This window comes from Parasphingorhabdus sp. W113, assembly GCF_055693205.1.
This window is the reverse complement of record NZ_CM146328.1, coordinates 559,257-584,345: the sequence shown is the minus strand read 5'-3', so window position 1 is coordinate 584,345 and position 25,089 is coordinate 559,257. Positions and strand designations below refer to the sequence as shown.

Below are 25,089 nucleotides of genomic sequence, written 5' to 3'. Positions count from 1 at the left end.
GGTCACCCGCGCAGATGGGATTTGAAATCGCTGCTGATGAGGACCTTCTCGGTCACATATTCGGCCGCCATTTCCGCCAGTTCGCGGCCCAGATGCCAGTCGAGAATCTGCATGTCGGGAATGATCGGCGGATTGACCAGAATATCGTCATCGCCGAGCATTTCCTTCGAGGCCATGCGGCTGGCGACAACCATCGAGCGAGACATGATCTCGACGATGGATGGGAATTCCGCCTCGCGCTTACGCCGCAGCAGCACGTCTTTCATCAAAGTCCAGCGGCCGCGGATATCATCATAGGCCACATCGGTGCGCCAGACTTCGTCGGGGTCGCCGAGCGATACCACGATGTTTGGACCGGTTTTCAGATCATGCATCACCTTGACCGGCACATTGTCGAGCACGCCGCCATCGACAAGAATATTGCGATCGCGATCAATAAAAGGCGGCAGAATTGTAGGCAGCGAGCCCGATGCCCGCACGCATTCCCACAGCGGACCACGGCGGTGGATATGCAGACCATTGGTCGACAAATTGGTCGAGACGCCAAAAAAGTTGATCGGCTGATCGGCAATATCCTTGGTGCCATAGCGGCTGCGCAATTCGGCGTCGAAAACGGTCGGATCAAGCAACGAATAGAGCGGCAGGGTCAAACGCCGCATCGCCTTGGCATCGATGAACATCGCCTCCATCTGGTCGAGTGTCTCCTCCACCGACATGCCGCGGGCGATCGCGCCGCCCATCGCCGCGCCGGCGCTGGCCCCACCGATAAAGTCGATCGGAATATCGGCGGTTTTCAAGGCCCGAACCACGCCGAGATGGGCGCAACCCAGCGCGCCGCCACCCGCAAGCACGAGGCCGATTGCGCGGCCGGTCAGGAACCGGGCAATCTTCGCGAAATCGGCGTCGCTGTCGAGCGCCAGATGATGATGCAATTTCGGTTTGCGCGGATCAATCCACTGCGCGCTTTTGCTGATCACCTTGTCCGATTTCTCGCGCGCCAGCACCAGCGTCCGTTGCGCCGGTCGGACCCAGCGCATCGCGCTCTGTTCCGCCGGATTGGGTTCCGCTTCGCTGCGCCCGGGACGACCGACCATGACCAGTGCGTCCGCGTTGCGACAGATTTGGTGGCTCCATTCCTCCGAGCCGCTGCCGTCGACCAGTACGAACGCGCCTTTGGCTTCCTGTTCTGCGAGCCAGCCTTGATAGGCAGCGGCGTCGGCCGCTTCGCTGGTTGCCTGATCCGCCGCGATAATCGGGGTGTCGGATCCGAGCAGGGTTTCGATGGCCTCGGCCAGCCGCGACAGGAACCCATCAGGCAGCTGGCTGGTTCCGGCCGGCAGCAGCGCAATGACACGGGGCATGCTGGAGGAGACGGACGTCGTGCGCGCGGTGGCCACCGCGAGCCGCTCGGAAACCAGTTTGAGCATGGCTTGGGTCAGCTCGGGATGCTGTTTGGCAATACGATCAAACGCGCTGCGCGAGACTTCGAGTACGGTGGAGTCGCGGGTGGCGACGACATCGGCGGTGCGCTTGCCGTCAGCGAAAAAAGCCAGTTCGCCAACCGCTTCGCCAGCTTCGATATGCGCCACCGTGTGCACCTTGTTGACGACGACCCGAAAGCGTCCGGATTCGACAAAATAGAGCGCATCAGCATCATCGCCTTGCCGGACCAGCGGATCCCCACCTGCGATCATGATTGTGGTCGAGCTGCCCGCCAGAGCGTCAAGCGCAGCGGGCGATACGCCGTCGAACAGCGCATGGCGGGCCAGATTCGGGCCGGATTCCGGTTTTGCGTTCATCCTATCCCCCAGGCGCGACCCCAGTGCAGACACTATTTGGCAGTTTCACCAAGGAATCAATCAGTTTCGGCAATTGCCAGCTATTCCGGCGAACAGATCAGCCCGCGATTTGGGGCAATCTTGTTGCCAAGCATTTCAACATAGGCGCGTTGCAAGTCGGCCTGACCGGACAGGCTCTCGACCGAGAGATGACCGGCGGTGGCCGTCACGAACGCATGAAATTGTTCATCCACCCGGCTTCGAAAGGCGGCCGGCCCAATCTCGTTCATCAGGGTTTCAGCGGCGGTCGGCGCGAAAAACAGTTCCGGCTTGGGGCCCTTGAGTTCCCCGGTGCCCGCCCGGGCTTCGACATGGGTTGCGCCGACCAGCGAGCTGAACTTCAGATTGCCGTCCCACTTGGCGTGGATATCGGCGAGCAGCTGGCTGTTGCCCGCAAAATCCACCGACACAATCGGCACGCTGGCATCGGCGCTATCGAGCGCGTCATAGGTCAGCACCTCGTCATAGAGACCGCTCTCCTCGACAAAGGTCTTGTTGCCCGCCGAAGTCAATCCGATCCGCTTGATCTCAGGGCTCAGATTCTTGGCGACCAAAGCCAAGCCCAGCGCGGTTTTTGATGACGCGCTGGTCAGCAGCACCGCTTCGGCGCCGTGCCAGTCGGACTGGCGCATGAAATCCTCGATCAGGAAGCTGGTGGTGAACAGTGGCTGGAACAGCGCGCGTTCGGCTTCACCCGCGGCTTCCGCCGTGCCAAGCCGATTATACTGATTATAGATGATCGCCATTGCCTGACGATGCGGCGCCATGTCGACGAAACCTGCATCAGTCACATTGCCGGGCTGCGCAACGAGGTGGCTGCCCATTGGCAGATAGCCATAGACCCGTTCGCCCTCGGCAAAGGCCGGATTGTTCGACTGCACCACTCGCGCAAATCCCCAGACCGGAACAATGCCCCAATCATTGTCGCCGGTCGGGAAGAAATTCCAATAGCCGAAACTGTCACCGGCCACCGCATAGGTAACATTATTGGCGGTGAGTGCATATTTCTCCACGGCCAGCAAAATCTCGCCATCCGCCAGAGCGGGTGCAGCAGCAGCCTCCCATTTGGTGTCATCCAGCGCGGTCTTGTTGACCCAAAGACTGCTCATTTGGTTGCTCATGTGCCGTTATTCCTCTCGTGACTCGCATCGGTTCATGCTGATTTTCAAGCTTTATCATAGGCTTTCTGGTTGGTTTGGCAAAAGCATTTGCCAAAAAGATCGGGCCTGCTAATCCTGTTGCGATTGTAATTATATTACAGTCGGCATTTCAGCGCCGAAAGCGCGAACGGGGAGAATTTTAGTGAGTACAGCGCCAGTTTCCGGTTTTGAAGCCGCGATCCAGCCAGTGACCAACGTATCGGATTTCATCTGGGGCGGCACCTGGAACGGCGAACCTGTTGTGGCCATTGCGGGCCAGCCTATCCCACCGATGGTGATCATCCTGCTCGGTGCGGGCATCTATTTCATGATAGGGCTGCGCGGCTATCCCCTCCGGCGGCTCTTTCCTGCCCTGGCAGGGTTATTCAAAAAGTCGGACGGCAAGGGCGCAGGCGAAATCTCGCCTTTTGCAGCGCTATCGACGGCGCTTTCCGGACAGGTCGGCACGGGTAATCTGGCCGGTGTTGCCACGGCGATCACGCTGGGCGGACCCGGCGCCATTTTCTGGATGTGGGTCACCGCCCTGTTCGGCATGGCGCTGGCTTTTGCCGAAGGTTCGCTCGCCGTGCGCTTTCGCGAAAAGACAGCCGATGGCGTGTATCGCGGCGGTCCGATGACCTATATCAGCATCGGACTGGGCCCGAAATGGACCTGGCTGGCGGTGCTTTTCTGTCTCGGCGCGCTGTTCTCGGCGCTGGTGACCGGCAATGGCATTCAGGCCAACAGCCTTGGCGACAGCGCCAATGAACTGTTCGGTGTCGAGGAATGGATTGGCGGCGCGATTGCTGCAATCGCGGTGTTTGCGGTCATTATCGGCGGGATCAAATCGATCGGCAAGGTGGCGGAAACCATCGTTCCGTGGATGGCGGGCCTCTATCTGGTCATGGCCTTTGTCGCATTGATGATCAACTTGCCTTACCTGCCCGAAACCTTTTCCCGCATCTTTGCGGGCGCCTTTGGCTATGACGCTGCCGCCGGCGGATTTCTCGGCGCGATGATCATGATCGCCATTCGCGCCGGTGTTGCCCGGGGCCTGTTTTCCAACGAAGCGGGTCAGGGTTCCACCCCGATCGCCCACGCGGTCGCGCAGACCAACGACCCGGCGGCTCAGGGCCGCTTTGCGATGATGGGCACGTTTATCGACACGATTGTGATCTGCACGATGACCGCTCTGGTCATGCTGACAGTGGCTGGCGACTTTACCGTGACCGATGCCAATGGCGTCAAACAGGTGGTCGAGCATGCCTGGCAATCCGATCTGAACGGCTTTGCAATGACCTCCGGCGCTTATGCCGCGGCCTTCCCGTTCGAAGTGTTCAGCATTCCGATCGGCACGCTAATCGTGTCGGTCGCGCTGATCCTGTTCGTGTTCACAACCTTGCTGACGTGGAGCTATTATGGCGAACGGGCGATCACTTATCTCTATGACCTGCTGCCCGGCGCGACACTGAGCGGCGAGAAGAAGTTGCATTTCACGTGGCGCGTCCTCTGGTGCCTGGTGATTTTCCTGGGATCCTTCGCCCCGCTGGAACTGGTCTGGCGTCTCGGTGATATTTCCAATGCCGTGATGACATTGCCCAATATCGTCGCCTTGCTGGCGCTGTCCGGCGTCGTCTTTGCGCTCGCCAAGGGCAACCGCACCGCTGGCACCGATCACGGCCGCGACACACCCGCAGAGCTGCAAGAAGAAGTATCCGGTGCACCGGGGCATTAATATGTTCACCTCAAACGCCGGGAGTCTTTGTATGACCTCAGGCGCCGGGCGGCGACATCCGTCGCCTTGGCTACGCGCCATAAGGCGCGGCGGCCGGTCGGCCTTGCCTCCGCTACGCGTCGGTTTGGTGCCGGTCTGGAGGGTTTCTACCGAGCGAAGCGAGGCAAGCGCGACTGCGCGCCCGAGCTTATGCGAGGAAAGCCAAGCGGGCGGATGCCCGCGCCCGGCGCTTGAGGTCAAATAGGTTATGCTCAAACGCTTGTACGAATGGATGCTCGACAAAGCCGGTCATCCCCATGCCACAAAATGGCTGTCCGGATTCAGTTTCACCGAGTCGAGTTTTTTCCCGATTCCGCCGGACGTCTTGCTCGCGCCGATGTGCCTCGCGAAACCGGAACGCGCCTATTGGTACGCCTTTGTTTGCACGGTTTCATCGGTCCTCGGATCGCTGCTGGGCTATGCGATCGGCTTTTTTCTGTTCGAAACCGTCGGGGTCGCAATTCTCGATTTTTACGGTGCCGCCGAAAAATTTGACGTTTTCGCCCAGAGTTTCAATGAACAGGGCTGGATCGTTGTCCTGCTTGCCGGGTTCACGCCGCTGCCCTTCAAGGTGATCACCATCGCTGCAGGCAGCACCGCCATGCCGATCTACATTCTGATCGGGGCCGCCATCATTGCTCGGTCGGCACGGTTCTTTCTGGTGGCGGTTCTGCTGCGCTATTTCGGTCCCCCGATGAAGGAATGGATCGACAAGAATTTCGCGCTGGCCACAACCGTCGGCGGGGTACTGTTCGTTGGCGGCTTTGCTGCGGTAAAATGGCTGATATGACAGCGGCCGTTGCCGGAGCGCGATCGACATGGTCCTGAGCGCACACCAACAACTTTCTCCGCCCAAAGCAAAAATTTCTAGCGCAAGATAAGAGACTTGCTTAAACGAGGCCCATGAGCACGAGACAGGTTTCAAAAAGCAACGATCCCATTATCGAGGATATCAGCCAACTTATCGAACCGATGGTCGGCGGTGAGAAACCCAAAGAGCAGTGGCGCATCGGCACCGAACATGAAAAGTTCGTCTATTGCACCGAGGATCATCACGCGCCGAGCTATGACGAACCCGGCGGAATCAAGGACCTGTTGCTCGCGCTACAGGAATTTGGCTGGCAGCCGGTAGAAGAGAACGGCACCGTCATCGCGATGGCTGGCGATGACGGTACGGTCAGTCTCGAGCCGGCCGGACAGCTGGAGCTTTCCGGCGCACCGCTCGAAAATTTGCACCAGACCTGCAACGAAACCGGACGCCACCTGCAACAGGTCAAGGCGATTGGCGAGAAGACCGGCAAGGGATTTCTCGGCATGGGCATGTGGCCGGACAAGACCCGGGCCGAGCTCCCGATCATGCCGAAAGGGCGCTACAAGATCATGACCGAGCATATGCCGCGCGTGGGCAATCTCGGTCTCGACATGATGCTGCGGACCTGCACGATTCAGGTCAATCTCGACTATTCCAGCGAAGCCGACATGGCCCAGAAGTTTCGCGTCGGCCTGGCGCTGCAACCGCTTGCCACCGCGCTGTTCGCCAATTCGCCTTTTACCGAAAACCAGCCCAATGGGTTTGAAAGTTTCCGGAGCCATATCTGGTCCGACACCGATCCCCATCGCACCGGCATGCTGCCTTTCGTGTTTGACGAGGATTTTGGCTATGAGCGCTATGCCGCCTACATGCTCGATGTGCCGATGTATTTCGTCTTCCGCGACGGCCAGTATATTGACGCTGCGGGCCTCAGCTTTCGTGATTTCCTCAAAGGCGAGCTTTCGGTTCTCCCCGGAGAGAAACCGACCCTTGCCGACTGGAACGACCATCTTTCCACGGCCTTTCCCGAAGTGCGCCTGAAAAGCTTTCTCGAGATGCGTGGCGCCGATGGCGGGCCGTGGAACCGGATTTGCGCCCTGCCCGCCTTTTGGGTCGGATTGCTCTATGATCAGACCGCGCTTGATGCCGCCTGGGATCGGGTCAAGGGCTGGTCGATGGAAGAGCGCGAAGCGTTGCGCAACGCGATTCCCAAAGCGGGCCTCGACGCACCGCTGCCCAATGGCGGCAAATTGCTCGATCTGGCTGGTGAAATACTGGAGATCGCCTCTGCCGGTCTGTCCGCACGCAATCGGCTGAACACCAGCGGCGACAATGAAAGCGGGTTTCTTGATCCGTTGCGCGAAGTTGTCGCGACCGGAAAATCACCGGCTGCCCAGCTGCTCGCGCGGTTTCACGGCGAGTGGAATGGCGATGTCAGCCATATCTATGACGAGATGAGTTTCTGAACCACGGAACCTGAGCGTTTGTAACGCAATTGCAACAGTGTGTCAGGATTCCATCCATCGGCAGCCGGTAGCACCGGTGTAAGCTTGACCCAATGCATCGAGTCTGTTCAGGGACAGGACTGGAAATCAAGGGATTTCTGCAGTCCTTGTCTCGAACAGCTCCGGAGATTGTCGTCATGCACCGTTCGCTCTTATCACCCGTTTCCCGCTTCGCTCTCGCTGGCGCGCTGCTCACCGGCGGCATGGCACAACCGGTTCTCGCGCAAGACGATTCTAGCGCAGATGACGGACAGGGACTGAACACGATTGTCGTGACCGCGCAGCGCCGCGAAGAAAATCTCCAGGATGTGCCACTATCGATCTCGACCTTGAGCGACGCGAAGCTGGCTGCGATTGGCGCGGGTGGACAGGATGTTCGCGCGCTGTCCGCCCGGGTTCCGAGCCTGGTGGTTGAATCCTCTTTCGGCCGCACCTTCCCGCGGTTCTACATTCGCGGTCTCGGCAATACCGATTTCGATTTTAACGCGGCCCAACCCGTCAGCCTGGTCTATGATGATGTGGTTCTTGAAAACCCGATCCTTAAAGGCTTCCCGATATTTGATCTCGATCGCGTAGAGGTGTTGCGTGGACCGCAGGGCACGCTGTTTGGCCGCAACACACCAGCGGGGATTGTCAAATTTGACTCGGTCAAGCCGAGCAATGATGTGAACGGCTATGGCCGCATTAGCTATGGTCGCTTCAATGCGATCAATGCCGAAGGCGCTGTCACCCTGCCATTGATCGACAATGTCCTGTCTGCCCGTGTCTCTGCGCTCTATCAACGGCAGGACGACTGGGTGGACAACACCAACCCGACTGCGCCTGAAAACAATGCTTTCGAAGGCTATGACGAATTTGCCATTCGTGGACAACTATTGTTTACCCCAACTGATGAGCAGGAATTGCTGATCACTGGCCAGTATCGCGATCTGGACGGCACCGCACGCGTCTTCCGCGCCAATGTCTTTACCCGCGGCCAGTCCGGCCTCAACGATGATTTCGAACGGGATGAAGTCGCCACGGACGGCCAGAATGAACAAAATGTCGAAACCTACAACATCGCCGCGCGCTACAGCTATGACTTTGGCCCGGTTTCCCTGATCTCGGTGACCAGCCTGTGGGGCGGCGATGCCACCTCGGTTGGCGATGTCGACGGCGGCTTTGGCGCCAGTTTCCTGCCGCCCAATCTGACCGGCCCGGGGGTAATTCCGTTTACCGCCGAAACCCGCGACAGCGTTCCGTTCCTGACCCAGTTTACTCAGGAAGTGCGTCTCGAAAGCAATGATGACGGCCCATTGAGCTATCAGGTGGGCGCGTTCTATTTCGACGAAAAGCTGCGCATTGACAGTGAGAATTACTCGACGCTGGGCGACCCATTGAACGCAGCGGGCGGAATCAATATTTTCGTTCGCCAACGACAGCAAAGCGAAGCTTTCGGCATCTTCGGGGCGCTAACCTACGCGCTGACCGATCAGCTGAGCCTTTCCGGTGGCATACGCTATAATAATGACGAGCGTGACTATAGCGTTGTTCGGGCGCAGGATACCCAGTTCCCGACATTCCTCCAAAACCCACTGGGCACGGTTACGCGTTCGGTTGAGGATGACAATGTCACCTGGGATGCCAGTGTGAACTTTGCTGCAACGGACGACGTCAATCTCTACGCCCGGGTAGCCAAAGGCTATCGCGCGCCGAGCATTCAGGGCCGCATCCTGTTCCCGCCAGCAACCGCAACCCCGCTGGAATCGGGCGTGACGATTGGCGATTCAGAGACCATCCAATCTTATGAAGCCGGGGTGAAGGCAACGATTCTCGATGGCCGCGGCCGGATCAATCTCAATGGTTTCCTTTATGATCTCGACAATGCCCAGCTGACCGCGGTCGGCGGCGGCGTCAACGCCAACCGGTTGATTAATGCCGACAATGTCCGCGGCTATGGCTTTGAACTGGATATGGAATTTAAGCCGATTCCGGAATTGCTCCTGACCGCAGGGCTGAGCTACAACAATACCGAAATTCAGGACGACGGCCTGACCACGGCGGCTTGTGGCGCGGTGCGGGTCGATACGTTCCCGGATGTTTCGCTGTGTACCTTGCTCGATCCGATCGTCACCCCAGCGGCGCCCTTTGCCGCAGCGATCGTGAATATTGATGGCAACAGCCTGCCGCAAAGCCCGCGCTGGATTGCCAACTGGACCGCCCAGTACAGCATCCCTGTCGGCGACGGTGAAGTCTATGCCTTTACCGACTGGTCCTATCGTTCGAAGATCAACTTCTTCCTCTATGAATCGGTTGAATTTCAGGATGGTGGCCAGCTCGAAGGCGGCTTGCGGATCGGCTACAAGACCGACCGTTTCGACTTTGCCGGCTTCGTCCGCAATATCACCAACGATCAGTCGGCGGTTGGCGGGATTGACTTCAACAACCTGACTGGCTTCGTCAATGAACCGCGGATTTGGGGTCTGGAAGCCGGTTTCAAATTTTGACCTGATCGAGCGCCCGCGCAAGCGGGGGCTCGCTCTGCTCAGAATTCGAACGCGGCCTGATCGGTGTCCTGGGCATCCACTTCAGTCTGTTCCGCGCCGTCTACGCCTTCCAGATTGGCAAGCGTCAGCCCGAGCAGGCGCACGCCATTTTCGACCGGCATGATGCTGGCCAGCAATTCGCGGCCGAGGGTGGCAAATTCCGATTTGTCGGCCACCGACCGCTCGAGCGATTTCGACCGGGTGATCTGACGAAAGTCGGCATATTTGGCCTTGAGCGTTACCGTCCGTCCTCGTGATCCGGATTTCTCGATACTGTTCCAGACGATATCGATGATTTTTTCCATCGCGTCCTGCAGATCCGTCTCGGTGACCAGGTCGCTGCCATAGGTGCGTTCGCCGCCGACCGACTTGCGAATCCGGTTGGGCTTGACTGCGCGATGATCGACACCGCGCGAGGCGCGATAGAGATAGCCGGCGGATTTTCCGAAATGCTGGCGCAGGAAGTCTTCCGGCTGGGCACGCAAATCGGCGCCGGTTTCAATACCCAGCTTGCTCATCCGTTCGGCCGTCTTTGGCCCGACACCGAAAAACCGCCGCACCGGCAATTGCGCCACAAATTCAGCCCCCTGATGCGGCTTGATCACGCACATCCCATCCGGCTTGTTCTGGTCCGAGGCGATCTTGGCAATGAACTTGTTGTAGCTCACCCCGGCGCTTGCCGTGAGTTGCGTCTGTGCCTTGATTTCCGCGCGGATCATCTCGGCGATCCGGGTGGCATTGCCAATGCCCATTTTGTCGCCGCCATTTTCGGGGGTCACGTCGATATAAGCTTCGTCCAGCGACAGCGGTTCGACCAGATCGCTATGGGTGCGGAAGATCGCCCGGATCTGCTGAGAGACTTCGCGATAGACATCGAACCGGTGTTTGACGAAGATCAGATCGGGACAGCGCCGCTTTGCGGTCACCGAAGGCATGGCCGAACGCACGCCAAATTGTCGGGCTTCATAGCTGGCAGCCGCCACCACACCGCGCGCGGCCGATCCGCCGACGGCAACCGGCTTGCCTCGCAGCTCGGGATGATCGCGCTGCTCGACGCTCGCGAAAAAGGCATCCATATCGATATGGATGATTTTGCGAATGCCCGTCTGGCCGGTCATCTGTCGGCAGCAATTTGCCCGCGATAATGGGCCATATCGGATTCTTGCAGGCCGATCCGCATCAACTCGGGAAAGCTTGCCCGGGCACCACAGCTGACAAAATCGATGTGCCGGTCATCGCTGTCATCAAAGCGCGGTTTGCCGTTGCGATAGATTTCAATCCGATTGTTCCAATAGCGAAAAGCGGGCAGATTCTTGGAGCCATCGTCGGTCACAACCGATACCGTGTACCATCCGGTCGCGCGATCAAATCGTGCGCCCTCGACCTGCATCGTACATAGATGGGCATTGGCACCGACAGCATCGCCCTTTGCGTCAAGACTGCCATCCGGATTGCGTTTGACCAGCAGCTGTGCCCGCGCGGCACCCGCCAGGACCGGTGCGAGCTGCGCATAGCTGGCGGACTCGGTAAAATCCGATCCCAGCGGCAGGACTTCCTCGACAAACAACGCCTCTTCCCCGACGGGCAGCCAGGCTAATTCTCCGAGCCGCGCCAGCAGCGCGCCCTTGCGATTGCTGTAGGCTTCCCGCAGACAATCGGTAGGAAATTTCTGTGCACCGCAGGCATCACGCTGCTGCAACCATAGCTTTTGCGCTGCCTTCACACGACGGTCATGCTTGCGAGCGACGCCATAGAGGGAAGCAATTGCCCGATCCTGGGCCCGCAACTGGCTGTTATATTCTCCGCAAATATCGTTCTCAACAGGTGTCCGCGCCTTGGCGCAATCAAAGGACGGGCTGTCTCCTGCTGTTGCCGCAAGGGCAGATTCCATCAACAGCGACCATGTCTCCGGCAAAATGAAGATGGTGATCCCGTTGCCAGACATAATCACCGCGCCGCTATTATTGGAATGCTGAAACGCCGTGAGCTGGCGCGGGCTGATCGTGGTGCGGTTCAATATCGCGTCTGTCATGTCGGCATCATAAAAACCGAAAGTTGCGATATCGGCAAAAGACAAGTCCGTTTTGCGGGCGCTCATCCCGTTGCGGGTCAGCGGGCAGCCATCAAAAATGGTGATGCCGCAGACAAATTTGAAACCGGTCAGATTGGCGCCATCAATGACGAGATTTTCAACATTCCCGTCCCAGCCTCCATCAAGTTTTCCGCTGCTCCAGTTCGCATTGCGCGCGTCAACATTGGACAAGTCGCTGCTGCGGATCAAGATATCCTGCATTTTTGAGTCCGACAGGTTGGCGCCCGACAGGTTGGATTTGATGAAGCCGAGGCCGGTGGCGGTTGCGCCGCGCCAATCCGAACCGCTGAGATCGCTTTCCACAAAACAGATATTGGTCACTGTCTCGCCAGCGAAGGACCAGCCAGAGAAATCGCCGCCTTCGATGAGGATTGTCTTTTCTTCGGCCTGCCGCGCCAGCGCTATCAGCTGTTCAACGGAGTTTAGGGTTGCCCCCTGATAGGTCCGCATCGCGTCTGCCGCCATTTCTGCATCAGCATAGGGATAAATCCCGCCATAAGCATATTGGCATCCCGGAACCGGCGGCGTGGGCAGCTGTGCTGCCGCAACGCCGGGCAAAACCGCTAAAGCCGCAACCCAAAGAACAACAATGCGCAATAATTTCAGCAACCAAACCATCCTCTACCCAGCCGTGACCGCATTCCGGCTATATCATTTTCACCTATAGCCAGACTGAACGTTTCTTGCCATAGCCCGGCAGTGCAAAAAGGCTCTTCTTCTTTCCCGCTCGGACGCAAGGAATTTATCGTCCTGATGGCGAGCCTGATGTCGCTCAATGCGCTAGCGATTGACATCATGTTGCCAGCCCTGGGGCTGATGGCCGATGATTTTGCCATAGCTTCGGCCAATGACCGGCAATGGGTCATTACCGCCTATATTTACGGCATGGCAATCGGTTCGATCGTCTATGGATCCTTGTCGGATCGCTATGGCCGCAAACCAATCCTGCTGGTGACCACCGCCATCTACGTGCTGTTCGGGATTATCTGCGCCTATGCCGGAGACTATTCGCTGCTCTTGTGGGCACGCTTCATTCAGGGCCTTGCCGCCGCCGCCATGGGCGTGCTGGTCAACAGCATTATCCGCGACCGGTTCGATGGCGATGCGATGGCGCGAATGATGTCGGTGATCATGATGGTGTTCATGGCGGTTCCGGTCACCGCTCCGATACTGGGCCAGATCGTACTGGATCTGTTCAAGGACTGGCACGCCATTTTCATCGTATTGTCAGGTTGCGGATTGGTTATGTTCGCCTGGACGATCATCCGGTTGCCCGAGACGCTGAACCCCGATGATAAGATTCCGATCAACCTGCAGTCCGTGATCCGCACATGGGGGACAGTGACCTTTCATCGCAATGCGCTTGGCCATGTTCTGGCCAGCGGCCTGATGATGGCGCCTCTTTTTGCCTTTATCGCTTCGGCACAACAGATATTCTTCGACACGTTCGATGCCGCCGATATCTTCGTCTACATGTTTGCGATCAATGCCATGGCAATGGCCTTTTGCAGCTTCATCAACTCGCGGATCGTGATGCGTTTTGGCGCGCGCCGAGTGTCCCAGTCGGCGCTGATCTTCTTCATCCTGATCTCGCTGATCCACTGGCTGTTGACCATGTCGGGTTTGCTGACCTTGCCGGTCTTTGTCCTGCTGCTGGCGACATCAATGGGCATGGTCGGATTTACCGGAGCCAATTTCAGTTCCATTGCCATGCAACCCTTCGGGAAAATGGCGGGCGTGGCATCCTCGTTCCAGAATTTCGCGCGCACCACCTTGTCGGCCAGCATTGGTGCTGCCATGGGTCTGCAATATGACGGAACCACCGAGCCGCTGGTTATCGGGTTCGTGTTATGCGGCATTGCTTCGCTATTGGTCATATTATGGGCTGAAAAAGGGGTCCTGTTCCGGCGCGTTCAGACCAATGTAACCCAGGCCACGGTAGCAGCGAACAGACCGGCAGGATGAACAGCATTTTTTGCAAGACGGGAGAGACCATGAACATTTGGCATATTTTGCAGGCGACGCTAATGATTGGCGGACTGGCAACCGCAACACCCGCTTTGGCAGCAGATTCGATCAACGGCAACTGGGTGACCCAGGATGGCGATGCGATCGTCAAGATCAGCAAATGCGGCAATACCGTCTGCGGCCGGATTCACAAATATCTGGTGACACCGCCCAATGGTGTGAACCAAAAGGATATCAACAATCCGAACAAGAAACTGCGCAGCCGCAAACTTTTGGGCACGGCAGTCCTGTCCGGCTTTAAACCCGATGGCAAGGTTTGGCGCGGCCGGATTTATGATCCCAAGACCGGCAAGAGCTATCGGTCCGAAGTCAGCCTGACGTCGGCATCCAAGTTAAAAGTCAAAGGCTGTATCGCGTTTTTCTGCCAGGGCCAGAACTGGATCCGCGCGAAATAGCGTCTACTTGACGCGCGGTCCGGCTCTTCCCTCCAGCCATCGCCCTTTGGCCTTATATTCCACCCAGTGGTGGCGTTCGCTTTCCCAAACGCTGCGGTCCGGAGCCGGCAATTCGTCGCCATCAAAACAGCCAAAGGCGATGCCGATACCCTCGGCATGAAACGGAGTCAGCCAGTAGACTGTTGTACCGCAAGATGGGCAAAAGCGGTTTTCGAAATCCGCGCCGCTGCCGCCTTGTCGGACATAGCTATTTGAATCGCCATCAATTTCGCAATCCGATTTTTGACAATAGACCCCGACGCCATAAGGCGCGCCGGTTCGGCGCTGACAGGCGCGGCAATGGCATTGTACGATGGCATAGGGCTCGGCATGAACGGTCACCTTGAGCTGACCGCAGTCACAATTTGCCCGATAACCGTTCTTCAATTTTCCATCGCTTCAATCCAGGCACTGAGCAGCGCGGCCCCTTCCTTGTGGACCATCGACCGTCCGACTTCAGGCATGGCCACGCCCGGCTCGAGACTTTGCAGGCGGTGCATCAGGATACTCTGATCCGGCTGACCGGGGGCAATCGCAAATTCAAAGCCGCCGCTGCCGCGCCCCGCGGCCACGGGTCGCTTGCCAATGCCGATATGGACCGGGCTCTGTTCCTCAAATGTCAGGAACAGGCCGCTATTGCTCGCTGATCCCTGGCGATTGTGGCAATGGGCACAGTTGACATCAAGATAGGCCCGCGCCTGCTCTTCCAGCGTTCCGCTATCGCCATGAGACCAGAGCGGAATATTGGCTTTCACAACCGGTTTTTCGGCAATCAGCGCCAGCTCCACCAGCTTCTCGAGCTGGATGCCATCGTCGAGATTGCGGGCCTTGGGACCGATCGGCATCACCGCACCGGACAGGGAATGGCATTCCTTGCACTGGTTTTTGTTGGGCACCGCATAGCTGATCGTCTGCGGCGTGCCGGAAGGATCGATGAAGCTGACCGGTATCCTTGTTCCGGCAACCTTCAGCTTCGCCTCCGTCTGCTCGGCATTCCAGACATAGGGCAGCGCCAACCAGCCGTCTGCCCGATGCAGCAGAACCCGGGTTTCGAGCAATCGGTCCTTGCCATCAATTGCATAACCAAAACTTTTGATCAGCGCGGATCCGACGGGAAATTGCAGCAGGCCATCACCATCGGTTTTCGCCTGTTGTCCGGCTGGAATGTAGATATAGCGATATTTATCGGCATAATCCGTGAACAGCGGCATGTTCAGTTCATAAGGCACCACCCCGTCATTGGGCTGCCAGCCGCTCCCGTCCTTGAAAAACCCATATTCCGACAGGGTCCGTGGCATGCCGTCTGCGACGATTGCCGCATCCGACACCGCGCGTTGCGGCTTCGCGCTCACCGCGAAACCGGCGACGCACAGGGCAAGAGCGGCGACAAACAGACGCATTATTTCAGCGCAGCCTCCATCGAAGCCGGCAACGTGATGGGATCCATGATATCAAACTTCCACCCCTGCGGGTTCTTGTGCAGGCCGGGATTGCCAGTGGCCGGGTTCTGGCCCGGTTCGCTCAGTCCCAGCGTAATCGCCACGACATCAACGCCTTCGTCGACAAAAAAGCCCTCACCGGTGCCGTCATAGACAATCGGCGGTACCGATCCGCCAAAGGCCGCCGCGATTTGCGCGCCACCGTCAAAATCCGGCGCGTAGCCCGCCCGGCGGTGAATATTTTCGGCAACCACCACCTGGCGTGGGGTCGGATCATAATTTTCATCATCAAATTTCTGGGTGTAGGACACCACCAGGACATTGGCAGAGCCATTGTCGATCAGGGCATTTTGATACACCTCGACGTGCCGGTTCGCCATCACCATCACCCCGGTCCCCGACGGAACGCCGGCGACAATATTGCCTTCCGGTGCGAAATTGGGCGTGTTGTTGCTGATCACGGCATTATAGGCAACCTTGACATTATGCCCGCCCATTTGCGGCAGATTGGGCAAGTCAAAGACCAGTATACCGCCCGTGTTCTGGGTCACCAGATTCTCGGTGACCTCCGCGTCAAAGCTGTTTTCGATTTCGATGCCGGCGACATTTTCGATCGCCTTATTGCGCCGGACGATGATATTCTTGGATTGCCCGACATAGATGCCGGCATCGGATGCGCCGCGCACGACACTGTCCTGCACCAATATATCGGTCGCTTCGACCGGGTAGATCCCATAGGCGCCGTTGGTCGCCTTGGGCCCGCCGGTCCATTCCACCCGGAGCGCGTGATAGACGATGCGGTCCGCGCCCTTTGATTTGATTCCGTCGCCCTTGCTGTCCTCAATCGCAAAATCGCGCAGCACGACGTCGTCCGAGGTGACCAGCAAGCCTTCACCGGCCCCCAGTTGCCCGGCAAAACTGAGCACGGTCTTGTCCATGCCCTGGCCGCGGACGATCACCTTGTCGACGTCCAGCGACAGACCATCCGTCAGGTCAAATCGGCCCGCGCCGATTTCTACAACATCACCCGGTTCGGCCAGGATCAACGCTTCCTGAAGCCGTTCCTGGGCGTTTGCCCCGGCCTCCACAGTCAGGGTCTTCGCATGGATGGGCGCGCTCACCACTGCCAGCGCGCTAACGGCAATCAAAGTCCGGATCATATTTCTCTCTCCCAATTGCGGGAGATTATGGCGCATTCGATGGCGCTTGCCAAGTCAGTTGACATGGCTGTCAGTTAGCCGGCTACTGGTCGTTCAGGATCCAGTCCACGGCGGCATCGGCGTGGATTTCGGTGCTGTCGTAAATCGGCAGGATATTGGCCTTGGTATCGACGATCAGATCGAGCTCGGTACAGGCCAGAATGACCGCTTCGGTTTCCTGTTTGGCAATGTTCGTAATGAACGTCTTGAGCGTTCGTTCGGAATCCCGCCGCACGTCGCTGAACATCAGTTCTTCGTAGATGATCCGGTCAATCTCTTCGACCCGCTCTTTTTCTGGCGGTGTCAAAGCGATACCCTTGGCAACCAGCCGCTTGCGGTAAAAGCCTTCGGTCATGACATTGCGGGTGCCCAGCAACGTGCCGGTCTTGATCCCATCCGCCACCATGCGATCGCCGACGCAGTCAGCGATATGGAGAATCGGAACCGTGACTTCGGCGGCGACCTGTTCGTAGATTTTGTGCATCGCATTGGAGCAAAGCAAAATTGCGGTCGCGCCGGATTTTTCGAGGCGCTTGGCTGACCGGGTCATCAATCCCGCTGCCGCATCCCAGTCATCGTCAGACTGCAATCGGGCATAGTCAGCGAAATTGACGCTTTCGATCAGCAGATGCGCACTGGTAAATCCGCCCAGATGCTTTTGCACGGATCGGTTGATGCGACGATAATAGCTTTCGGTCGAGACCCAAGACATCCCGCCGATGAGACCCAGTTTCTGCATAATGATCGTCTTCCTTGAAAACAGTGAGGGATCGGGCGCTATAGCGCCTTTACAATATCCTCACACATTTTCTTTGCATCGGAAAGTAACATCATCGTCTGGTCCATGTAGAACACCTCATTGTCGACGCCAGCATAGCCGACACCGCCCATCGACCGCTTGATGAAGAAGACCTGCTTGGCCTTGTCGACATCAAAGACCGGCATGCCATAAATTGGCGAGCTCTTGTCGGTTTTGGCCGCCGGGTTCACAACATCATTGGCACCGATGATGAAAGCAACGTCGGCCTGCGCGAACTCGCTGTTAATATCTTCTAGCTCGAACACTTCGTCATAAGGGACATTGGCTTCAGCCAGCAGCACGTTCATGTGGCCTGGCATCCGGCCGGCGACGGGGTGGATCGCATATTTGACGTTGACGCCTTCCTCTTTCAGGAAATCCGCCATTTCACGCAGCGCATGCTGCGCCTGTGCAACAGCCATGCCATAGCCTGGAATGATGATGATATTCTCGGCCTGCTTCATCATATAGGCGGCATCTTCGGCCGACCCGCGTTTCCACGGCCGGTCGATCTTTTCCGCCCCTTCCGCCGGCCCACTTTCGGCACCGAAGCCGCCGGCGATCACGCTGATGAAACTGCGGTTCATTGCCTTGCACATAATATAGGACAGAATCGCGCCAGAGGAACCGACCAGCGCACCGGTGATGATCATCGCCGTGTTGCCGAGGGTAAAGCCCATGGCCGCTGCCGCCCAGCCGGAATAGCTGTTGAGCATCGAAACCACGACCGGCATGTCCGCGCCGCCGATGGGAATGATCAGCAGGAAACCGATCAGGAACGCCAGCACCACGATCGTCCAGAAGACGGTCTGGGAATCGGCCGTTGGCATGATCGCGAAATAGGCAGTCAGCCCCAATATTCCGGCGAGTACACCGAGATTAATCACGTGACGTCCGGGCAGCATGATCGGTGCACCGGACATGTTGCCGTTCAGTTTCAGAAAAGCGATGACCGAACCGGAAAAGGTAATCGCACCAATCGCCACGCCCAGTCCAAGCTCGACCCGGCTGACCGTCAGGATTTCTCCGGCATCGTCCAGAATGCCGAATGCACCCGGGTTGAGATAGGCCGCAATACCGACCAGCACGGCGGCCATGCCGACGAGACTGTGAAAACCGGCCACCAGTTGCGGCATGTCGGTCATCGCGATCTTGCGTGCGACAATGAACCCGAACCCGCCACCAATGGCGATAGCCACGCCGATTTCCGGCAAGCTGGCAATGTCGTGGGTGATCAAGGTGGTCACGACCGCGATCAGCATCCCGATCATGCCGTAACGGTTGCCCGCCCGGCTGGTTTCGGGTGAAGACAGACCGCGCAAGGCGAGAATGAACAGCACGCCGGCCACGAGATAGGCCACCGCGACCCAAGGATTTACTGCTTCTCCGGATGCCGCCATGGCTGGCGTTGCGAAGAATAGCGCGGCTGCGCCCCCCAATAATGTGCGCATTATTTGCGCTCCTTTTTCTTGTACATCGCGAGCATCCGCTCGGTCACGGCAAAGCCGCCAAAAATGTTCACGCTGGCGAGGACAACGCCAACCAGGCCCAGCCATTTCGCGGTCTGGCCGCCATCCGCCTGTGACCCGGCCGCCGCCGCGATCAACGCGCCGACAATGATCACCGATGAAATCGCGTTGGTCACCGCCATAAGCGGCGTGTGCAAGGCCGGGGTTACCGACCAGACCACATAATAGCCGACAAAACAGGCCATCACGAAAATTGAGAGTATTGAAATAAAGTCCATGTTCTGCCTCCTAGTTCGCCAGAAGGCGCTCGTTCACAACTTTGCCGTCTTTGGTCAGCCGGATGCCGATCGTGACCTCGTCATCATCGGGCAGTACCGGCCGCTTGGCCTCTTCGTCCCAATAGGCGCTGAGGAAATTATAGAGGTTCCGGGAAAACAGGGCCGAGCTGTCGGCGGCCATGCTTGACGGCATGTTATTGGCACCGACAATTTTGACGCCATGCTTCTCGACGGTCTTGCCAGCCACCGCGCCCTCGACATTGCCGCCCTGTTCGGCGGCCAGGTCGACGATCACGCTGCCCTGGCGCATGGTTGCGATCTGGGCGTCGCTGATCAGCCGCGGTGCAGGACGCCCCGGGATCAGCGCGGTGGTGATGACGATATCCTGTTTCGCAATATGCTTGGAGACCAGTTCAGCCTGCGCCTTCTGATATTCCTCGCTCATTTCGGTGGCATAACCGCCCGTGCCTTCGCCTTCGATACCGGCGACATCTTCGACGAAAATCGGTTTTGCACCGAGTGATTGAATCTGTTCCTTGGTCGCTGCGCGCACATCGGTCGCGCTGACCTGTGCGCCGAGACGGCGCGCCGTGGCAATTGCCTGCAGACCGGCCACGCCGACGCCCATGACGAAACATTTTGCGGCACTGACCGTGCCCGCTGCGGTCATCATCATCGGGAAAGCCCGGCCATAATGCGATGCGGCTTCCAGAACCGCCTTGTAACCCGACAGGTTGGACTGCGATGACAGGATGTCCATCGACTGCGCGCGGGTGATCCGCGGCATGAATTCCATCGCCAGCGCGTCAATGCCCAGCTTGGCATAGGCATCGACCCGCTCGCGTTCACCGAAAGGATTGAGACTGGCGACCAGCCAGGCGTCTTTCTTGATGCCTTTCAGCGATTGGGGATCGGGTCCCTGGACACCGAGAATGATATCCGCATCCTTGATCACCGCGGCGCGGGTTCCGAGGGTCGCGCCTTCCGCTTCATAATCGCCGTCGGCAATCGCGGCGGATTGCCCCGCCCCCTTTTCAACGGCCATGGTTGCGCCTAGCGCTGTAAATTTCTTGACCGTTTCCGGCGTGGCGCCGACCCGATGCTCGCCGTTAGCAAGTTCTTTTAATACCGCAATTTTCAATGGCTTATCCGATTCAGGTTACGAGAAGAATGATAACCAGAATGGTGACCAACGCCGAGATGATCGTTCCGATTTTCAGCCAGGAAAGAAAACGGGAATAGGTTTCTTCCGCTGATTTCATATTGTTGTCCGAAGCCATGATTCCTCCAAATATTCGAATAAAGTCGGCGCCAGCTCTAACCGTATATGTCGCATCCCTCAAGCCCTGCGAGGCCAATCTCCGATAGAAAAAATGATAGGCCCTTAATCGGCTCTTTACCCCTCGCTGTTACTGAAATGGTTCATTTTGGCACAAACGGGATAAAAATGGCTCAAAACGGCACAAAATTACTGCTCCTGATCGATGATGAACCAGCGCAATGCCGGTTGATCGCTGCTCTGGCCTCGCGTGCCGGTTACCGGACAATCTTCGCCCGCGATGCTGAAACCGCGATTGCCACCTTGGGCACCCAGGACGGCATGATGCTCGATGCGATCATTCTTGACCATTGGGTCCCGGGCACCGAAGCGACGGAGCTGATTGCGGAACTGAAAGCCCGTCGCCCGGCCCTGCCGATCCTGATGCTGACCGCGGTCGGATCCATCTCGGAAGCCGTCGATGCGATGCAGGCTGGTGCCACCGATTATCTGATCAAGCCGGTCGCCCCGGAACAGATGCTGGCGGCGCTGACCGCAGCGGTGGAAAGCTCAAAGGAAGCCGGCGAATTGCGGCCGTTGACCGAGAAAATTTCGGCACCGCTGGCGTTTGAAGAAATTGTCGGCGCGGCGCCAGCCTTCCGCGCTGCGCTGGCGATTGCCGCCAAAGCAGCACGCGCACGCGTTCCGGTTCTGATTGAAGGCGAAGGCGGCGTTGGCAAAGAAGTCATTGCAGACGCCATCCACGCGGCCAGCCCGCGGGCCAAATCGCCGATGCTGCGGGTCAATTGCAGCGCGATTACCGGAAACCTACTGGATTCGATCCTGTTTGGTCACGAAAAAGGCGCCTTTACCGGTGCCTTTGATCGTAAAATCGGCCTATTTCAGCAAGCCGAAGGTGGCACGATTTTCCTAGATGAAGTCGATCGGATCCCGGCAGAAACCCAGGTCCGGCTGCTGCGTTTTCTCAAGACATCCGAAATTCAGCCGCTCGGCAGCCCGAACAGCTTTCAGATCGACGTGCGCGTCATTGCCGCAAGCAACCGTTCGCTCGAACAGGAAGTCAAAAAGGACCGCTTTCGCGAAGATCTGTTCTACCGCATGAACGTGGTCCAACTGACCATTCCGCCATTGCGCGACCGGACCGGCGATATTCCGGCTCTGTGCCGCCATTTCCTGTCGCGGCTCGCGCTTCAGCCCGGCTTGCGCAGCCTGGGCATTACCGACGAGGCGATAAATTTGCTGCGCAGCTACGCCTGGCCAGGCAATGTCCGTCAATTGCAAAGCGTCCTGTTTCGCGCCGCCGTCATGTGCGATCGCGATGCCCTGACCTGCGAAGAATTTCCGCAAATTGCGGCTTTTGTCGAGCAGTCAGGCAGTGCCGATCAGCATTTCGCCAACAGCCCAGAAGGCATTGGCATCACGCTCTATTCCGAAGACGGCAACTTGCGGCCACTGGAAGAGATTGAAGCAGACGTCATTCGCCTCGCCATCGGCCATTATCGCGGCCGCATGACCGAAGTTGCTCGGCGTCTCGGCATTGGCCGGTCCACGCTATACCGCAAGCTGGCTGATCTTGGCATCGACAACGCCGCCTGATCGCGCGCAGCCGCATGCGCCCGGCCGTTAGCCGGCTCGCCATGGTCCATGTATCTTCTCAGTTGATGTTTCGCGCCGCCATGACTAAGTCTGCATTCATGATAAAAAAGCTTCCAGCCCTTCCGATCGTTGCCGCTCTTAGCGCCGCGCTCCTTCTCTCCTCGTGCGGCAAGCAGGAGGCGGTTGGCGATGTCCCGTCCAGTGAAGAGCTGGCCAAGCAGGCTGATGAGGCCAGCAAGGCCATTCGCGACGAAGCCGCAGCCACGGAAGCTGGCGATGAAGCCGCTCCGGTCATCGACAGCTCGGCAATGACCAGTTACGCCAACGCTCTGCGGGGGTTCACCGTCATGGTGCCGAAAAACTGGGTGGAAGACCCCGAAGCGAGTGACGATAATGGCAAGCAGTTCAACGCGCCCGAAACCAATGCGACGCTGACCGTCGGATGGATCGAGAACCGCGAAGACGCCGATCTGCAGGCCGCGGTCAAGGCGCTGGAAGATGCCGGCGACAGCATCACGGGCGACTATGTTGACGAGAATGAATATCGCGCAACCGGTACATTGAGCGATACCGACAAGACCGCGCAGCGACTGCTGCGCAAGGCGGATGGCACCATGGTACAGGCGATTGTAACCTATCCGACCGAGTCCGCCGAAGCGCTCGACCCGCTCGCCAAGCAAATGCTCGACAGCCTGACTTTACAATAAAACCGGGGCAGTAAGACCAGCGCCCGGCCGTTTGCCGACCTAGCCGACTAGCGATCGAGTTTGGCGTCGAGAAACCCGGGAACTGGGCCATTCCAGCCATCGCTTTCCGAATCATCAGCAGCAGCCGGTTTGGCAGCCTCGTTTGCAGGCTTTTCTGGTTTCGGTTCGGGCTTCGCAGATTTCGGATTCGGTTTTTCAGATTTCCGGCTCGGCTTCTCTTCGGACGGCGTGTCCGTTTTCGAAACGTCTGGAGCCCTCTTGTCCTCGCCCCGCGATTGCTCTCTGTCCGGCTTGGCTGACCTTTCGGCCTTGCGCGGTTTATTCCTGGTTTCGGACGGTTTTTTCTTGTCGGTCTTGCCGGAATCGTCCTGTTTTCCAGCGTCCCGCACCGGTATCTTCATCCCGGTCAGTTTCTGAATGCTGTCAACATGTTCCGCATCACTCTTGGTGACGAAGGTAATCGCCACGCCTGTGGCGCCAGCCCGACCGGTTCGGCCGATACGGTGAATATAGTCATCCGGGTGCCAGGGAATATCGTAATTCACCACGTGGCTGACGCCCTTGATGTCGAGCCCGCGTGCGGCGACATCAGACGCGCACAATATGTTAATCTCGCCCGACTTGAAGCGCTCCAGCTCGGCCAGACGGGAGCTCTGATCCATGTCGCCATGAATTTGCCCCGCATCAAAGCGATCCCGGCGCAGATTCTCGCACAGATCGCGAACCTCGGTCTTCCGGTTGCAGAAGATAATCGCGGTATCCACGCCTTCATTGTCCAGAATGCTGTAAAGCAGCTTGCGTTTGGCCTTCGGCGCCACATGCACGATCGACTGGTCAATCGAGGTGTTGGCGGTTGCCGGCCGCGAGACTTCGACATATTTCGGATTGTTGAGAAACTGATCCGACAATTTCTTGATCGGCGGAGGCATGGTCGCCGAAAACAGCATGGTCTGCCGGTTCGGCGGCAATTTGGAACAGATTTCCTCGATATCCGGGATGAAACCCATGTCGAGCATCCGGTCCGCTTCATCGATCACCAGCAATTCGCAACCGGACAACAGAATCCGGCCGCGACCGAACAGATCCATCAACCGGCCGGGCGTGGCAATCAGGACATCGACGCCTTTTTCCAGCGCCTTGATCTGATCACCCATCGAAACACCGCCGATAAGCAAGGCCATGCTGAGATTGTGATTCTTCCCGTATTTCTCGAAATTTTCCGCGACCTGTGCTGCCAGCTCACGGGTTGGCTCGAGAATTAGCGACCGTGGCATGCGGGCGCGTGAGCGACCATGCGCCAGAATATCGATCATCGGCAGAACAAAGCTGGCCGTTTTGCCGGTCCCGGTTTGTGCGATTCCGATAATGTCCTTCATCATCAAAACCGGCGGGATCGCTTGCGCCTGAATCGGTGTCGGTTCGTCATAACCAACATCGGCAACAGCACTTAACAATTCTTCAGAGAGGCCGAGGTCGGCAAATTTCATAGTGTTTCCGGAAAATTAGCGGCGCCACAGGGCGCAAAAAACGAGCCTTAGCGGCTGTCACGGCGCATGATACGAAAAGCAGCTTTTGTCAAGTTTTGCCCGGCAACCAACTGACCGCAACAGCGGTGCTATTCCGGGACCAATAATCGAAACCGATCAATTTCGCATTTTGATCCGGTCCGGCTGTGCAGGATATCACGATCTGCGCATATTTTTCCGTCGCCTGATTTTTCCATATAAAAACCGGAATAGAAGCTGCGCGGCTGGCACTTTTTCTCAAGCCGGGCACGGATTTGCTGGCGATCCCGGGTCACCAGATCAATATAGCGCTCACCAAAGCGCTGAACGCCCAATATGCTCCGCATCGGCAGACATTTGCCAATTTTCTTTTGCTTGTAGGTCACGGGGGCAGAACGGCGAGAGACGTCGGACAAAGCCGAAGCCACCAGAGCCCGGCTGCGCGGCACCCGGATAATGACTCGCTTCTGGATCCGAACTTGGGCCAAAGTGATGGTCGCGCGGCCAACGAAAAAACCTTTGGCGCGCGACTCCGCTTCCTCCGCTGACCATTGGGGAGCAGCCGGCGCAGCCAATATCAGTGAAGCGAAAAGCGTAAGACTCACCGAGACCCCTTATTAACCATCGGAATGCCTATAACAGCCCTGATTGAATATTTGATGAACTATCTTT

The 25,089-nt window shown here is 57.9% G+C and carries 22 protein-coding genes; 8 read left to right on the top strand and 14 right to left on the bottom strand.

What is annotated here, in order from left to right; translation table 11 throughout:
• Nucleotides 1-2: 2 nt before the first annotated feature.
• Nucleotides 3-1,799 (bottom strand): patatin-like phospholipase family protein, encoded by a 1,797-nt coding sequence (locus ACZ1GS_RS02730; protein ID WP_472696961.1) that lies wholly within the window; start codon nucleotides 1,797-1,799, stop codon nucleotides 3-5.
• 80 nt (nucleotides 1,800-1,879) lie between these two features.
• Nucleotides 1,880-2,947 (bottom strand): DUF2855 family protein, encoded by a 1,068-nt coding sequence (locus tag ACZ1GS_RS02725; RefSeq protein ID WP_472696960.1) that lies wholly within the window; start codon nucleotides 2,945-2,947, stop codon nucleotides 1,880-1,882.
• 193 nt (nucleotides 2,948-3,140) lie between these two features.
• Here ACZ1GS_RS02725 and ACZ1GS_RS02720 point away from each other — a divergent pair, with 193 nt between their 5' ends.
• The 4 genes from ACZ1GS_RS02720 (at nucleotide 3,141) to ACZ1GS_RS02705 (ending at nucleotide 9,553) form a co-directional block, all read left to right on the top strand.
• A complete protein-coding gene (locus tag ACZ1GS_RS02720; protein ID WP_472696959.1) occupies nucleotides 3,141-4,712 on the top strand; it encodes an alanine/glycine:cation symporter family protein in 1,572 nt (523 codons plus the stop codon).
• Nucleotides 4,713-4,959: 247 nt separating this feature from the next.
• Nucleotides 4,960-5,541, top strand: coding sequence for a YqaA family protein (locus ACZ1GS_RS02715; RefSeq protein WP_472696958.1), 582 nt, complete (start codon nucleotides 4,960-4,962; stop codon nucleotides 5,539-5,541).
• Between the two features lie 113 nt (nucleotides 5,542-5,654).
• Entirely contained in the window at nucleotides 5,655-7,028 is a 1,374-nt protein-coding gene (locus ACZ1GS_RS02710) for a glutamate--cysteine ligase (protein ID WP_472696957.1), read from the top strand.
• A gap of 176 nt (nucleotides 7,029-7,204) precedes the next feature.
• On the top strand, nucleotides 7,205-9,553 hold the full coding sequence (locus ACZ1GS_RS02705) for a TonB-dependent receptor (RefSeq protein ID WP_472696956.1): 2,349 nt from the start codon (nucleotides 7,205-7,207) through the stop codon (nucleotides 9,551-9,553).
• Nucleotides 9,554-9,591: 38 nt separating this feature from the next.
• On the opposite strand, the gene dinB is transcribed toward ACZ1GS_RS02705, so the two are convergent.
• Complete coding sequence (dinB, locus tag ACZ1GS_RS02700) at nucleotides 9,592-10,710, bottom strand: DNA polymerase IV (protein ID WP_472696955.1); 1,119 nt, start codon at nucleotides 10,708-10,710, stop codon at nucleotides 9,592-9,594.
• The gene (locus ACZ1GS_RS02695) at nucleotides 10,707-12,293 is read right to left on the bottom strand and encodes a pentapeptide repeat-containing protein (RefSeq protein WP_472696954.1); all 1,587 of its coding nucleotides are present in this window, start codon (nucleotides 12,291-12,293) and stop codon (nucleotides 10,707-10,709) included. Before ACZ1GS_RS02695 ends, dinB begins: the two co-directional genes overlap by 4 nt.
• A gap of 144 nt (nucleotides 12,294-12,437) precedes the next feature.
• Between ACZ1GS_RS02695 and ACZ1GS_RS02690 the strand changes: the two genes are divergently transcribed.
• Both ACZ1GS_RS02690 and ACZ1GS_RS02685 read left to right on the top strand, forming a co-directional pair.
• The gene (locus tag ACZ1GS_RS02690) at nucleotides 12,438-13,649 is read left to right on the top strand and encodes a multidrug effflux MFS transporter (protein WP_472696953.1); all 1,212 of its coding nucleotides are present in this window, start codon (nucleotides 12,438-12,440) and stop codon (nucleotides 13,647-13,649) included.
• Nucleotides 13,650-13,678: 29 nt separating this feature from the next.
• Nucleotides 13,679-14,107 carry a DUF2147 domain-containing protein gene (locus ACZ1GS_RS02685; RefSeq protein WP_472696952.1) on the top strand — a complete coding sequence of 143 codons (429 nt, stop codon included), beginning with the start codon at nucleotides 13,679-13,681 and terminating at the stop codon, nucleotides 14,105-14,107.
• Nucleotides 14,108-14,110: 3 nt separating this feature from the next.
• Here the strand turns inward: ACZ1GS_RS02685 and ACZ1GS_RS02680 are convergent, their stop codons facing one another.
• The 8 genes from ACZ1GS_RS02680 to ACZ1GS_RS02645 form a co-directional block, all read right to left on the bottom strand.
• On the bottom strand, nucleotides 14,111-14,533 hold the full coding sequence (locus tag ACZ1GS_RS02680; RefSeq protein ID WP_472696951.1) for a GFA family protein: 423 nt from the start codon (nucleotides 14,531-14,533) through the stop codon (nucleotides 14,111-14,113).
• A complete protein-coding gene (locus ACZ1GS_RS02675) occupies nucleotides 14,530-15,546 on the bottom strand; it encodes an SO2930 family diheme c-type cytochrome (RefSeq protein ID WP_472696950.1) in 1,017 nt (338 codons plus the stop codon). Before ACZ1GS_RS02675 ends, ACZ1GS_RS02680 begins: the two co-directional genes overlap by 4 nt.
• Nucleotides 15,546-16,745, bottom strand: coding sequence for a parallel beta-helix domain-containing protein (locus tag ACZ1GS_RS02670; RefSeq protein WP_472696949.1), 1,200 nt, complete (start codon nucleotides 16,743-16,745; stop codon nucleotides 15,546-15,548). Before ACZ1GS_RS02670 ends, ACZ1GS_RS02675 begins: the two co-directional genes overlap by 1 nt.
• A gap of 82 nt (nucleotides 16,746-16,827) precedes the next feature.
• On the bottom strand, nucleotides 16,828-17,523 hold the full coding sequence (locus tag ACZ1GS_RS02665) for an aspartate/glutamate racemase family protein (RefSeq protein ID WP_472696948.1): 696 nt from the start codon (nucleotides 17,521-17,523) through the stop codon (nucleotides 16,828-16,830).
• A 38-nt stretch (nucleotides 17,524-17,561) separates the two neighbouring features.
• A complete protein-coding gene (locus tag ACZ1GS_RS02660) occupies nucleotides 17,562-18,983 on the bottom strand; it encodes an NAD(P)(+) transhydrogenase (Re/Si-specific) subunit beta (protein WP_472698054.1) in 1,422 nt (473 codons plus the stop codon).
• A 50-nt stretch (nucleotides 18,984-19,033) separates the two neighbouring features.
• Nucleotides 19,034-19,330, bottom strand: coding sequence for an NAD(P) transhydrogenase subunit alpha part 2 (locus tag ACZ1GS_RS02655; RefSeq protein WP_066743604.1), 297 nt, complete (start codon nucleotides 19,328-19,330; stop codon nucleotides 19,034-19,036).
• 10 nt (nucleotides 19,331-19,340) lie between these two features.
• Nucleotides 19,341-20,471 (bottom strand): Re/Si-specific NAD(P)(+) transhydrogenase subunit alpha, encoded by a 1,131-nt coding sequence (locus tag ACZ1GS_RS02650; protein ID WP_472696947.1) that lies wholly within the window; start codon nucleotides 20,469-20,471, stop codon nucleotides 19,341-19,343.
• 13 nt (nucleotides 20,472-20,484) lie between these two features.
• Nucleotides 20,485-20,610 carry an aa3-type cytochrome c oxidase subunit IV gene (locus tag ACZ1GS_RS02645; RefSeq protein WP_472696946.1) on the bottom strand — a complete coding sequence of 42 codons (126 nt, stop codon included), beginning with the start codon at nucleotides 20,608-20,610 and terminating at the stop codon, nucleotides 20,485-20,487.
• Nucleotides 20,611-20,777: 167 nt separating this feature from the next.
• On the opposite strand from ACZ1GS_RS02645, the gene ACZ1GS_RS02640 reads away from it, so the two are divergent.
• Together ACZ1GS_RS02640 and ACZ1GS_RS02635 are read left to right on the top strand one after the other, a co-directional pair.
• Nucleotides 20,778-22,205 carry a sigma-54-dependent transcriptional regulator gene (locus tag ACZ1GS_RS02640; protein WP_472696945.1) on the top strand — a complete coding sequence of 476 codons (1,428 nt, stop codon included), beginning with the start codon at nucleotides 20,778-20,780 and terminating at the stop codon, nucleotides 22,203-22,205.
• Between the two features lie 98 nt (nucleotides 22,206-22,303).
• Nucleotides 22,304-22,912: a hypothetical protein gene (locus ACZ1GS_RS02635; protein ID WP_472696944.1), complete on the top strand. Its 609-nt coding sequence runs from the start codon at nucleotides 22,304-22,306 to the stop codon at nucleotides 22,910-22,912.
• Between the two features lie 47 nt (nucleotides 22,913-22,959).
• Here ACZ1GS_RS02635 and ACZ1GS_RS02630 read toward each other — a convergent pair whose 3' ends face one another.
• Both ACZ1GS_RS02630 and ACZ1GS_RS02625 read right to left on the bottom strand, forming a co-directional pair.
• Nucleotides 22,960-24,399, bottom strand: coding sequence for a DEAD/DEAH box helicase (locus tag ACZ1GS_RS02630; protein ID WP_472696943.1), 1,440 nt, complete (start codon nucleotides 24,397-24,399; stop codon nucleotides 22,960-22,962).
• 128 nt (nucleotides 24,400-24,527) lie between these two features.
• A complete protein-coding gene (locus ACZ1GS_RS02625; RefSeq protein ID WP_472696942.1) occupies nucleotides 24,528-25,022 on the bottom strand; it encodes a hypothetical protein in 495 nt (164 codons plus the stop codon).
• Nucleotides 25,023-25,089 lie beyond the last annotated feature (67 nt).